This is a genomic window from Flavobacterium sp. Root935 (assembly GCF_001429295.1).
Taxonomy (GTDB): Bacteria; Bacteroidota; Bacteroidia; order Flavobacteriales; family Flavobacteriaceae; genus Flavobacterium.
The window spans coordinates 1,218,069-1,230,480 of sequence record NZ_LMJL01000012.1 but is presented as its reverse complement, the minus strand read 5'-3'; the positions used below and the strand labels follow the sequence as shown (position 1 = coordinate 1,230,480).

Sequence of the window (12,412 nt, the reverse complement as noted above, 5' to 3'; positions counted from 1 at the left end):
ATTTTTTTGAATAATTCCTTTCTGGATTATTGTTTTTCTTTTTTGTTTCCGTAGAAATAAAGTGAGTGATTCGTAATTTCGATATCAAATATTTCTTCGATTGTTTTTTTGATGGTTTGAATTCTTGGGTCACAAAATTCAATTACTTCGCCAGAATCAGTCATGATAATGTGATCGTGCTGTTTGTCGAAATATGATTTTTCGTAGTAAGCTTGATTTTGCCCAAATTGATGTTTTCTAACCAAAGCACAGTCTAACAATAACTCAATCGTGTTGTACAAAGTAGCTCTACTCACACGATAGTTTTTGTTTTTCATTTTGATATAAAGATTTTCTATGTCAAAATGTTCCTCGCTGTCGTAAATTTCCTGAAGTATAGCATAACGCTCAGGAGTTTTGCGATGCCCTTTTTGTTCAAGATACATTGTAAATACGTTTTTTACAATTTCTTGATTTTTAGTGTTGTCAGTTGAAATGAGTGTCATATCCGGCAAAGATAAATTTTTATTTTTAATCAATAAAAGTTTCGGGTTTAAAGTTTAGTTATAAAACCCTTATAGATAGGTTAAAAAGTTAGGTTCTGTATTCTCTGGTAACTTTATCAACTCCGTCAATTTTCTTAATTGCATTAATCATTTTCTTCAAAATGGTGTTATTTTTTACAATTACAGCAATCTGACCGTGAAAAATTCCTGCATCTGTACTAAGCGAAATACTTTGGATATTTACGCTCATATTGTTCGAAATTACTCTTGTCAATTGGTTGGTAAGTCCTAAAACATCCATTCCAGTAATATTGATAATCGCTTTGAATTCCTCTTGCGAAGAGTCAATCCATTTAGCGCTCATGATTCGATACGCATAATTAGACTGCATTCCAATTGCATTTGGACAATCTTTTTTATGTACTTTAATTCCTTCATTAATAGTCACAAAACCAAAAACATCGTCACCAGGAATAGGGTTACAGCATTGTGAAAGTTTGTAATCTAGTTTGTCATGTTCAGTTCCAAAAACCAGCATGTCGTAATTACTGCTGATAACTGGTTTATGAATATCCTCAGCTGCAGTGGTATCTTTATTTCTTTTGATTTTATTTTTAAAGAAATTGATAAACGAATTGCTTTTCTGCGCAGCATAATCTTTTAACTGCTGATTTTCAATCGCGCCGATTCCGACTCTATAAAATAAATCTAAGCTCGTTTTGAGTTTAAAAAAGTTAACTAACTCGTTTGTAACCTGTTCGTTAAAAGTAATTTTTAAATGTTTCAGTTTTCTAACAAGCAATTCTTTTCCTTCTTCTGCGATCTTTTTAGTGTTCTCGTTCAGAACATTCTTGATCTTATTTTTTGCTCTAGAAGTCGTTACGTATTCCAGCCAGTTTACCGTTGGTTTCTGATTTGGAGAAGTAATTACTTCAACCTGATCACCACTTTTAAGTTCGTAATTCAAAGGAACTAATCTTCCGTTTACACGTGTTCCTCGAGTCTTAATTCCGATTTCAGAGTGAATGCTAAAAGCAAAATCCAAAGAAGTCGCTCCTTTAGGCAGTGATTTGATTTCTCCTTTTGGCGTAAAAATGAAAATTTCTTTTGAATATAAATTCATTTTGAAATCTTCTACAAAATCTACTGCATTGGTTTCAGGGTTTTCTAGTGCTTCTCTCAAAAGATTCAGCCAAACATCTAAGCCACTTTCTTCTGTTGCTCCATTTTTATATTTATAATGTGCAGCATATCCTTTCTCAGCAATTTCGTCCATACGTTCGCTTCGAACCTGAACTTCAACCCAGCGTCCTTTTGGACCCATTACTGTAATGTGAAGTGCTTCGTAACCAGTAGATTTTGGTGACGAAATCCAATCACGCAAACGGCTCGGGCTTGGTCTGTAATGATCGGTTACGATTGAATAGATTTTCCATGCCACAAATTTTTCATCGTGGGCATCCGATTTATAAACGATTCTAAGTGCAAATTTGTCGTAAACTTCATCAAAGCTTACATTTTGAGCACGCATTTTTCTACGGATAGAATAAATAGATTTTGGTCGGCCTTTGATGATATAATCAATGCCTTCATTGTCTAGAGATTTCTTTAAAACATCAGAAATATCTTTGATGTAAGCATCTTGTTCTTCCTTGGTTTCACGAATTTTACTGACAATATCATTATAAACTGCAGGTTCGGTATATTTTAAACCTAAATCTTCAAGTTTGGTTTTTATGTTATAAAGTCCCAAACGGTGGGCTAGAGGAGCATAAATGTATAAAGTTTCAGAGGCGATTTTGGTTTGTTTATATTCCGCCATCGAATCCATTGTCTGCATATTATGAAGACGATCGGCCAATTTGATCAAAATTACGCGGACATCATCATTCAATGTCAGAATCATTTTTCTGAAATTCTCAGCCTGCATTGAAGCATTCAAATCTTTTTGAACTAACGAAATCTTAGTAAGACCTTCAACCAATTGTGCTACTTTCGGATTAAATAATCGCTCAATATCTTCAACTGTAATTGGAGTATCTTCTACAACATCGTGTAATAAGGCCGCGGCGATAGAGGTCGCTCCCAGACCAATTTCTGAGGCAACAATTTTTGCAACTGCAATAGGATGAAAGATATACGCTTCTCCCGATTTGCGTCTCTGCTCTTTGTGGGCATCAACAGCAACATCAAAAGCTTTTCGAATTAATTTTTTGTCAGCTGGGCTTAAAGTTTGGTAACTTATTCGAAGTAATTCCTTGTATTCCTGCGCAATAGCTTTATTTTCTTTTTCAATATCTAATTCTGTCATAACGGCATAGTTCAAGTACTAAAAATAAGAATTAGTTTCTATATACACAAGGTTTTGCGGTTGTAGATTTTAGTCCCGAAGTTTCGGGAAAGATTGTAGATTTTTGAAGGGTAAAATTCCAAATTTTTTAAATCCCAAATTCCAAAAAGGAGCGAAGCAGCTTTTAGAAAATCTAAAATCTAAAATCAGAACCCTCTCTGTCTTTTTGCTTCAAAAATTAAAATCGCGGCAGCAACAGAAACATTCATACTGTCAATTTCGCCCTGCATCGGGATAATAATATTTTGAGTAGCAGCTTCACGCCATTCCTGCGTTAGACCAGTTGCTTCTGTACCCACAACCAAAGCGGTTGGAGCAGTAAAATCTTGAGTATGATAAGAAGTTGAATTTTGAAGCGTTGCGCTATAGAAATTAATCTTTTTTTCTTTTAAAAAAGCAATAATTTCAGAAGTGGTTCCTGTTGCAATTTGATTGGTAAAAAGACAGCCCACACTTGAACGCACAATATTCGGATTGTATAAATCGCTCTTTGGATTAGCAATTAAAACAGCATCTAAATTAGCTGCGTCTGCAGTACGTAAAACTGCTCCAATATTTCCTGGTTTTTCCAGCGATTCAACAACTAGAATTAATGGGTTTTCCGATAATTTTAAATCGGATAATTGCAGCGATTTGGTTTTAGCTACAGCTAAAATTCCTTCGGTGGTATCGCGATAAGCCAGTTTTTGATAAACTTCTTTATTGATTTCGATAATTTGAAACGGATTCTTGATCAGTTTGTTGATTTCGGTTTCAGAAACTAAATCTGGTAAAAATAATACCGTTTCAATTTCGTAACCGCCTTTTATTGCTAATGAAATTTCTCGTAAACCTTCAATCAAAAATGTTCCGGTTTGTTTTCTGGCTTTGGATTTTTCTTGAAGTAAAACCAAAGATTTTATAAACGGATTTTGAATTGAAGTGATTTGTTTCATTTTTTTAAAGGCTCAAAGTTGCAGAGGGGCAAAGGTACAGAGTTTTTTTCTTCCTGCAAGGTTTTTAAAACCTTGTAAGTCTTATAAAAAAGTTTGCCGCGAATTACACAAATTTCCACTAATTTTTTTCTCGCAGTAATGCAAAAATGAATTCGTGTAAATTCGTGAAATTCGCGGCAAAAAACTATTCTTCTGTAGAATTATTTTCTTCTAAAAGTGCAGTTTCTTCTTCTGCAGGTCTAGCAACAACTTGGTCTTTGCTACCAAAAAGAATTTTTTTTACGGCTGCAAAAGCGGCAATAATTCCGATTACGATGAACTTTCCGAATTTTGCTAAAATGGCGAAAAATCCAACTTTTGCTAATACTTTTCCAGCAACTAAACCGCCAATTGTCCAAGCAGCGACTGTGTCTGTATCGGCATCAAAATCTAAATATTTGTTTCCATCATTAAACTCAACACTTTTGATAATTCCAGGAATACTTGCTTTTACTTCTTCTAACTGATTTACACCAGCAACAGCCGAAATATTGTACATTCCTTTTCTTCCCAGAACCCTTAAATCGTAGTTTAAAGTGTGGTTTTTATCAGCGCCAAACTGCAATTCTTTTGCCCAGTGAAGTACTTTTAAATTATTGTCGTAAAAAGGTTTAGAAGCCCATCCAATTAATTGAACTTCAGGATAACCAGCGTTTTTCCGCTCTACATTTGCAGTTGCAACATCTTCTTTCATAGTTTTAAGAAGATCATCATAATCAATATCATCGGCATCATCATCTTTTACATAACCATCACCTTGATAGCTGATTACAAACATCCAGCTGTCCATGTGTGTGACACCTTTTCCGTCAGGAACTAATGAACCCAGAATAGATTTATCCTCTGGATTTCCCCATAAATTACTTAGAACATTTTGGGTTTGCTCGGCATTTAAAAACTTGAAACCTTTAGGAACATTCAAAGTTCCGTCGCCTTCAGGAAGTGTAATTTTTCCCGATTCGTAATTGAAGGATTTTTCAATTTTGTCGTAATAAGCTGTGAGCGTGTCAGGCTGTTGTGCAGCCATTTTGAAAATAGAGATCGTCCATAACAAAACGACTAGTAATGTTTTTTTCATTGAATTGGTTTAAAATGGTTAATTATTTTGGGTTTTTGGTTTCGTTAAAATAATTCTGAAATTTTTTTTTCTACAGGATGGGAGGTTTTAAAATCATATCCCATAATTTTTGCTAAAGTCTGAGCAAATTGTTTTTGATACAACTGAGAGTCGGTTTTAATTTCGCCTTTTGGCGCTATTTCAGGTCCCATTGCAGCAAACCAAATTTCAGATGCACCAGCAACATCAGAACCATGATCTGTCCATTGTGCTTTTACTTTGTCGCCTCGGCCATGGTCAACTGTTATAAACAAAGTTGTTTTATTTTTGTACTGCGGGTCATTTTGAACAAAATTCCAAATTTCCTCGATCCATTTATCGACTTGGTTTGCAGCGTCTAAATACGAACGATATTGTGCATGATGTGCCCATTCATCGGTTTCGCCATACGCGATGTACAATACTTTTGGCTTTTTCGTTTTAAGTTCATCCATTGCCTGATAATGCGTAAAAACATCGAGACATTCATCCTGATGAAAAGGCTTATATGAATGATCACGCATTTCATTTAGTAAATTTTGATGAGTGGTTGGTTTTTTACCGCCAACTTTATCAAAAGCAGAAATGACAGGAAACCCGCTTCTTTCTTCATTTAAAATTCTATCAAAAGCATCCCAAGCACCAAAAGCGACTACTTTTCCTTTTAGTTTAGGCTGCTGGTTCAAGAACTCTAAAACATTGACATTTGGGTTGGCTTTGTAACTGTTTGAATTGACTTTCAGGTCAACATTTCCAGTCATTATTTCGCTGTAGCCTGGATAACTAAACCAATACGGATTGGCAACATCGACCTTATTTCCTAAATCTCGATTACCGTAAATCTGACCTTTTGAAGCGATTTCGGACCAGAAAAAAGGCATTAATTTTTTACGTGCTTCTTTGATATCGGGATTGGAATATTTTTTATAAATATAGGCGCTGTCCCCCTGATTGAATTTTTTATCATTGGCAATCGCTGGGTCAATTCCTTTAAAAACTTCCTGCCATCTAAAACCATCTGTAGTAATGATGATTATGTTTTCTGTTTTTTGTGCCAGAGATTTAAAGCTTAATAAAATGAACAGAATTGGGATTAATTTTTTCATTTTTTATTAATTGAAATTACAATGAATCGTTTTGATTTTTTTTCAAAACTAATTAATTTAATCAATTAATTTTTACGTGATAACGTATGGTAACTTTAACTTAATAGAAGGGAAAATTTATAAAATTCCTCTAGACTTAATTTCCAAATATTTGTTAATGGCGTCAAGCGTAAGATTTTCTGGCTGTGTCAAAACCGAATGGATTCCGTATTTTTTCAGTTCGTTTACGATTAATCGTTTTTCGAACATAAATTTTTCAGCAATTACTTTGTCATAAACTTCCTGAATAGTAGTTGTTTTCTTATTGATGATCGAATTCAGTTCGGTATTTTGAAAGAAAACAACAACCAATAAGTGACTTTTTGCAATTCCTTTTAAATAAGGTAACTGGCGATTCAATCCGTCCATTGTTTCAAAGTTGGTGTACAGAATAATTAAACTTCTTTGATTGATATTTTTCTTAATATCAACATATAATCGGCTGTAATCGCTTTCGAAAAAATCGGTTTTTACATTGTATAAAGTTTCTAAGATCTTTTGCATTTGAGAAGCTCTTCTTTCGGCAAAAACTCTGTTTTCTACCTTTTTAGAAAATGAAAAAAGTCCTGCTTTATCTTGTTTTTTCAGAATGACATTTGATAAAACCAAAGCCGAATTTATAGCATAATCTAACAAACTCAATCCGTCAAAAGGCATTTGCATGACACGGCCTTTGTCAATTGCCATATAAACAGTTTGTGATTTTTCGTCTTGAAACTGATTGACCATCAAAGAATTTCTTTTGGCAGTAGCTTTCCAGTTTAATGTCCTTAAATCATCGCCTTGTACGTATTCTTTAATCTGTTCAAATTCCATTGTGTGTCCAATTCGGCGGATTTTTTTAATTCCGTATTGAAAAAGATTATTAGAAAAAGCAATTAAATCGTATTTTCTTAACTGAATATAAGATGGGTACGTCGGAACCATTTGGTCTTTGTCAAAAGCAAATCTTCTAGCAATTAGTTTTAAAGGCGAAGAAACATAGACATTTAAAGCTCCAAAATGATATTCGCCGCGTTCTGTCGGACGAAGTTCGTAGCTAATTTCTTTTTGCGTTGATGCTTTTATCGATTTTACAATCTTGAAATCACGAACTTGAAACTGAAACGGAATTTCATCAATTATCTTAACCGAAACAGGAAAATTATAATGATTTTTCAAGTTGATTCGAATGGGATTTAAATCGCCATTAGATAGTTTTTCCGGCGTAATTCTTTCTGCTTCAAGTCCAGTTCTTGCCAAATATAAAATCAGGATATCAAGACCTAAAAAAGTCACCAAACCCAAAACAATAAGCCAAACCGCATTATAAAGATTCGGAAAAATAAAAGCACAAACAAACAATCCTATTATGCCTAAAAGCACATAGAAGAAGAAATTATTCAGATATAGACTTTTTATGAACTTCATTTGTTCGATGTTTCAAGTTTCAGGTTTCAGGTTTCAAGTTTCAAGTTTGTCCCAACATTAACCATTAACCATTAACCATTAACAATTTATAATTAACAATTTATAATTAACAATTATCTTGGAATTTCTACAGTTTCGATAATTTGTTTAATAATTTCTGAGCTTGTAATACCTTCCATTTCACGTTCTGGCGTTACAATAACACGATGCTGTAAAACAGGAATCGCAGCTTCTTTAATATCTTCTGGCGTAACAAAATCACGTCCGCGGATGGCAGCAAAACCTTTGGCAGCATTCAAAATAGCGATTGAAGCACGAGGAGAAGCTCCTAAATATAAAAAGGCGTTTTCGCGTGTATTAACCACGATTCTGGCAATGTATTCTAATAAATTTTGCTCGACTCTAATTTGTTTTACCAAACCTTGATACTGCTTAATTTCATCAGAAGAAAGAATTGTTTTTATCGCATCTAGTTTTCCATGATCTTGTAAAGAATGTTCTCTTTGAATGATCAAAATCTCTTCATTTAATTTTGGATAATCGATAGTGATTTTGAAAAGAAAACGGTCTAATTGCGCTTCTGGAAGACGATAAGTTCCTTCTTGCTCGATTGGGTTTTGGGTTGCAATTACCAAAAACGGCGTTTCTAATTGATAACCAGATCCGTCGATTGTAATTTGACGTTCTTCCATAACTTCAAAAAGCGCCGCTTGTGTTTTGGCAGGAGCACGATTTATCTCATCAATTAAAATTAAATTGGAGAAAATTGGTCCTTTTTTGAATTCAAATTCTGAAGTTTTTAGATTAAAAATCGAAGTTCCTAAAATATCAGAAGGCATTAAATCTGGCGTAAATTGAATTCTGCTGAAACCAATATTTAATGTTTTGGATAATAACTTGGCTGTGATAGTTTTCGCAACTCCAGGAACACCTTCCAAAAGAACATGCCCGTTTGACAAAATTGCAACCAAAAGCTGGTCCACCATTTTATGCTGCCCGACAATTACAGTTTCAATCTCTTTTTTGATTGTATTTACGTGCTCTAAAAGAGGTCCTAAATTAATTCTGGTTTCAAAATTCACATTTTCATTTGTGATTTCGTTTGATGTTGTATTGATATCGTCCATAATTTGGTCTGTTTTTTATTTGTTTTTTCTTGCCACTAAAGAATTGAAATGATTTTAATCTGTATTAATCTTAATAATCTGTGGCTAAAATAATTAATGTAAAATCTTTTCTATTGCTGTATTTATTCGGATTAAATCTTCTTCCAGACTTCCGTGATAACTCTTTCTGTGATTGTTTATTAAGTCGATAAGTTCTTGAATGTCTTTTTCGTCTTTGCCTGTTTTATAATGCAATTTTTTGATAAAATCATCGTCTAATTTTGACGTATCAATCAAATAATCGGTTCTGATTTTCTCTAGGAAATAAATAATCTTTTTATCAATAATATTAGTGTGATCTCCTTCCTGATAATATAAATTCCCAACGGTTTTGGTAAAATCAACCGTTAAATTCTGCAATGGTTTTATAATTGGCACAATACGCTGCTTACGTTTTGCATTAAAGATCATAAAAATCAAAATACCAAGTAAAGCTAAATACCATGCCCATTTTAAAGCTGGCTGCGATAAAATATAGCGCATCGGAGAATTTGAAATTCGCTTATCGTTAAGACTTTTATTGTACCAAAATATATCTCCTTTTGTAAAGTACGACAAAACATTTTCGGCATATTGATAATGGTCTTTTTTCAGCAGGTTATAATTTGTAAACGCTACCGGCTGCGTATGCAAATAGACATATCCATTTTTATAAGGAACTTCAATAAAATTAATTTGTCTTTTATTTTTATTGCTGTTTTGATAGCCCAAAACTTTTGTAGTTAGAGTATCTATTTTAGAAAAGTAATCGCTTAAACCAGTATTAAAAGTATATTTTTTTGTGCTGACTTTTTTATTGGCCATCCAGATTGAAACATTTTCAGATGGCATAAAATCTGTTTTTAATTCTACTTTTAAAGAATCCAGTAATAATTTTGGAAATGCTCTCATGCTTAAAAAAGCCTTATTTCCATGCGAAACAAAATATAAAATCTCTTTTATAGATTGATCGTCAATATTATTGGCTTCAGAAATATTGATGAAAGTACCTTTAATTTTATAATTCTCTACATTTTCATTTTCATCATATTGAGAATCTAGATACTCATAAGGCGTTTCTGTTGAAATTTTTTGGATTTTTTGTTTCTTAAAAAAGCCGTTAACTTCATGGTCAAAAATGTATAATCCAAACGGAATTTTATCATTGACAGAATAAGTAGGAGTCCAGTCAATTGGTTTTTGCTGTCCCTTGTCTGTTAATAATACGATGCCTAATATTAAAACCAGAATCGCAATGTGGATTTTCATATTTTTATCCATTGCCGAAGGTTTTTAAAGCTTTTTTAAATCTGTTTTCAGTTTTTTGGAATATTGCATCATCAATTTCAAATTCGCCGTACCAAATGTAATTATACAAATAAGAAAGATAGGTAAACTCTTCTTTATGAGCAGGCTGCTGTAACTCGTATAAGTAATCTGAATTTGTTTTTTCGATATCCCATTCAATATAATTATGCTGAGCCATTACTTTTAAAAGCCACAGATAATAATATCGTACAGCAATTCTTCTTTCGCCAGCTTCGATACTCTCTTTTATTAATTTTTCGAAATCTAAAAGATGGATATTTTTTTCGGCATCAGAATAAAAGATCGCTTTCTTATTGGCATTTTTTCCAAAAATCCATCTCCCATCTTGTTTTGTCAGACTCCTTGCTATCAAGTAAATCAATACAATAACTATTAAAACGGCTAAAATCCGAAATAAAATACCAACAAAAGTCAGTGAGGTTTTAACGCTTTTGAAATTGAAAAGACTTGCAAATACTCCAGCCAGCCAATGCATAAAATGATCCCACCAGCTTTTTTCCGGCGCTTTATATTCGTAGATAAATTCTGGATCAGTGTATTTTTTTTTGAAATTTTTCTCAAAATGTTTCGCTTCGACAGAATTCGAATCAATTTGAATGTCCTTTTCAGTATATTTAATTCCAGCAATTTTTGGTGGATCCTGTGGTATAACAATTGAATCCTGAGCCTTAGAAACGCCGCAGCAAAAAAGAAAAGATAAAATAAATAATAATCTTGTCATTACTTGGTCTTAAAGATTTTTGGCGGTTAAAGAATGTATTTTTTTGTGCACAATAAAAGGATAAATCAAGTAATAGAATGAGATAATCGCAAGCGTAACCAGAATAATAAAAACGCTTAACCAATTGGGCATATCGATAGAATATCTGGTAATGAAACCTTCTAAAAATCCAGCGCTTATCGTGAATGGAAAAGTACTCAAAAATATTTTAAAACTGTTTTTAAATCCAATCTTAAATGAATTTATTCTCGAGAAGGTTTTAGGAAATAGGATAGATGCACCTAAAATAAATCCAGCAGTAGTTTCTATCACAATGGCAAAAATTTCCATAGAACCATGAATCCAAATTCCTCGAACGCTTTTCCAGAAAACGCCTTGCTCGTAAAAGAAATACTGAAATGAACCCAGCATAATACAGTTTTGAAGGAAAATATTAAAAGTTCCGATACCAGCAAAAATTCCGTAAAAATAGCATCGAGCACCAACAAAAAGATTGTTGACAGTAATGCCAATAAAACTTCCCCAATTGCTTCCAGAACCGTATACGGCCATTGGATTGCCTTTTTTGATGTTTTCCAGCGTCATATTGACATATTCGTCTCCTAAAATTAAACGAACAAAATCTTGATCGTAACGGGCAGAAAGTACTCCAATAGAAACTGTCACAAAAAATAAAGCAAATGCATAAAGCAAATACCTTTTGTACTCGTAAACCAAAAGCGGAACATCAATTTTAAAAAAATCAATAATCTGATTTCTGTCTGTTCGTTTGGTTTTGTAGATCTTCTGATAAATTTGAGAGGCAAGATGATTTAAGTAGACAACCGTTTTACTTTTAGGATAATACGTTTGAGCGTACGACAAATCATTCATCATTTGAATGTATAAATTAGCTAATTCATCAGGATTTTTTTTAGCTTTACCAAAAATTGCCAGCTCAAATTCGAGCCATTTTTCTTTGTTTTGTTTTATAAAGGCGATTTCTCTCATTGTTGGCTAAAATATAAAATATGTCAGAATTATCTATTAATACGACACAAAATGTCAAAATAAATTTTATTGCTGCTTCTGTAGGCGAAAGATTAGGTGCTTTTTTCATTGATTTGTTCATTATAATCTGTTATTCGACGGCAATTTCAGTAGTTTTATTTGACTGGCTTCAGTTAGATCGATTGATGGTCAATCTAGACGGCTGGTCTCGCGGTGCAGTATATTTAATGCTGTATTCTCCAATTATAGTTTACTCTTTAGTTCTTGAAAGTATTTTTGAAGGGCAATCGCTTGGAAAAAAATTAGTAAAAATTAAAGTGGTTAAAATTGACGGTTATCAAGCGGGTTTTGGCGATTATTTAGTAAGATGGTTTTTTAGAGTAATAGACTTTTTCAGTCTTTTTGGTTTACCAGGAATGATTGCGGTAGTTACCAGTCAAAAATCTCAGCGTCTTGGTGATATGGCAGCAGGAACAGCTGTTATTACGTTGAAAAATAAAATTAATATTAGCCACACAATTTTAGAAGAAATAGGAGATTCCTATGTTCCGACTTATCCTTTAGTGATAAAACTTTCAGACAATGATATGCGAATCATCAAGGAAACATACCAAAAAGCCGAAGCCAAAAATGATCATGAAATCATTTATAAATTGGTAGCCAAAATCGAAAGCGTAACCGGAATTAAAAATCAATCTGGAAATAACAGCGATTTTATTCGAGTAATTTTAAAAGACTACAATTTCTACACACAGCATATGTAAAAA

General features: G+C 33.1%; 11 protein-coding genes. 1 reads left to right on the top strand and 10 read right to left on the bottom strand.

Features of this window, described 5'->3' with window-relative positions:
- Window positions 1-26 precede the first annotated feature (26 nt).
- From ASE40_RS19995 to ASE40_RS19950, 10 genes are all read right to left on the bottom strand, one after another.
- Window positions 27-485 carry a Fur family transcriptional regulator gene (locus ASE40_RS19995; RefSeq protein WP_057119866.1) on the bottom strand — a complete coding sequence of 153 codons (459 nt, stop codon included), beginning with the start codon at window positions 483-485 and terminating at the stop codon, window positions 27-29.
- 88 nt (window positions 486-573) lie between these two features.
- The gene (locus tag ASE40_RS19990) at window positions 574-2,796 is read right to left on the bottom strand and encodes a RelA/SpoT family protein (protein WP_057119125.1); all 2,223 of its coding nucleotides are present in this window, start codon (window positions 2,794-2,796) and stop codon (window positions 574-576) included.
- Window positions 2,797-2,981: 185 nt separating this feature from the next.
- Window positions 2,982-3,770, bottom strand: a complete 789-nt coding sequence (locus tag ASE40_RS19985) for a TrmH family RNA methyltransferase (RefSeq protein ID WP_057119122.1) — start codon at window positions 3,768-3,770, stop codon at window positions 2,982-2,984.
- Window positions 3,771-3,954: 184 nt separating this feature from the next.
- Window positions 3,955-4,887 carry a DUF2167 domain-containing protein gene (locus tag ASE40_RS19980; protein ID WP_057119120.1) on the bottom strand — a complete coding sequence of 311 codons (933 nt, stop codon included), beginning with the start codon at window positions 4,885-4,887 and terminating at the stop codon, window positions 3,955-3,957.
- 44 nt (window positions 4,888-4,931) lie between these two features.
- Window positions 4,932-6,011: a phosphoglyceromutase gene (locus tag ASE40_RS19975; RefSeq protein WP_057119119.1), complete on the bottom strand. Its 1,080-nt coding sequence runs from the start codon at window positions 6,009-6,011 to the stop codon at window positions 4,932-4,934.
- A 117-nt stretch (window positions 6,012-6,128) separates the two neighbouring features.
- A complete protein-coding gene (locus tag ASE40_RS19970) occupies window positions 6,129-7,460 on the bottom strand; it encodes a DUF58 domain-containing protein (protein WP_057119116.1) in 1,332 nt (443 codons plus the stop codon).
- Window positions 7,461-7,573: 113 nt separating this feature from the next.
- Window positions 7,574-8,587 carry an AAA family ATPase gene (locus tag ASE40_RS19965; protein ID WP_057119113.1) on the bottom strand — a complete coding sequence of 338 codons (1,014 nt, stop codon included), beginning with the start codon at window positions 8,585-8,587 and terminating at the stop codon, window positions 7,574-7,576.
- Between the two features lie 93 nt (window positions 8,588-8,680).
- Window positions 8,681-9,886, bottom strand: coding sequence for a DUF4350 domain-containing protein (locus ASE40_RS19960; RefSeq protein ID WP_057119110.1), 1,206 nt, complete (start codon window positions 9,884-9,886; stop codon window positions 8,681-8,683).
- The gene (locus ASE40_RS19955) at window positions 9,879-10,655 is read right to left on the bottom strand and encodes a DUF4129 domain-containing protein (RefSeq protein ID WP_057119108.1); all 777 of its coding nucleotides are present in this window, start codon (window positions 10,653-10,655) and stop codon (window positions 9,879-9,881) included. The genes ASE40_RS19960 and ASE40_RS19955 overlap by 8 nt, the downstream gene beginning before the upstream one ends.
- Before the next feature lie 9 nt (window positions 10,656-10,664).
- Complete coding sequence (locus ASE40_RS19950; protein WP_057119107.1) at window positions 10,665-11,645, bottom strand: stage II sporulation protein M; 981 nt, start codon at window positions 11,643-11,645, stop codon at window positions 10,665-10,667.
- Window positions 11,646-11,665: 20 nt separating this feature from the next.
- Here ASE40_RS19950 and ASE40_RS19945 point away from each other — a divergent pair, with 20 nt between their 5' ends.
- The gene (locus ASE40_RS19945; RefSeq protein WP_057119104.1) at window positions 11,666-12,409 is read left to right on the top strand and encodes an RDD family protein; all 744 of its coding nucleotides are present in this window, start codon (window positions 11,666-11,668) and stop codon (window positions 12,407-12,409) included.
- Window positions 12,410-12,412: the final 3 nt, after the last annotated feature.

Coding starts and splice junctions, on each gene's coding strand:
- ASE40_RS19995 (WP_057119866.1), bottom strand. CDS start 485: ATGACACTCATTTCAACTGACAACACTAAAAATCAAGAAATTGTAAAA.
- ASE40_RS19990 (WP_057119125.1), bottom strand. CDS start 2,796: ATGACAGAATTAGATATTGAAAAAGAAAATAAAGCTATTGCGCAGGAA.
- ASE40_RS19985 (WP_057119122.1), bottom strand. CDS start 3,770: ATGAAACAAATCACTTCAATTCAAAATCCGTTTATAAAATCTTTGGTT.
- ASE40_RS19980 (WP_057119120.1), bottom strand. CDS start 4,887: ATGAAAAAAACATTACTAGTCGTTTTGTTATGGACGATCTCTATTTTC.
- ASE40_RS19975 (WP_057119119.1), bottom strand. CDS start 6,011: ATGAAAAAATTAATCCCAATTCTGTTCATTTTATTAAGCTTTAAATCT.
- ASE40_RS19970 (WP_057119116.1), bottom strand. CDS start 7,460: ATGAAGTTCATAAAAAGTCTATATCTGAATAATTTCTTCTTCTATGTG.
- ASE40_RS19965 (WP_057119113.1), bottom strand. CDS start 8,587: ATGGACGATATCAATACAACATCAAACGAAATCACAAATGAAAATGTG.
- ASE40_RS19960 (WP_057119110.1), bottom strand. CDS start 9,886: ATGGATAAAAATATGAAAATCCACATTGCGATTCTGGTTTTAATATTA.
- ASE40_RS19955 (WP_057119108.1), bottom strand. CDS start 10,655: ATGACAAGATTATTATTTATTTTATCTTTTCTTTTTTGCTGCGGCGTT.
- ASE40_RS19950 (WP_057119107.1), bottom strand. CDS start 11,645: ATGAGAGAAATCGCCTTTATAAAACAAAACAAAGAAAAATGGCTCGAA.
- ASE40_RS19945 (WP_057119104.1), top strand. CDS start 11,666: ATGTCAGAATTATCTATTAATACGACACAAAATGTCAAAATAAATTTT.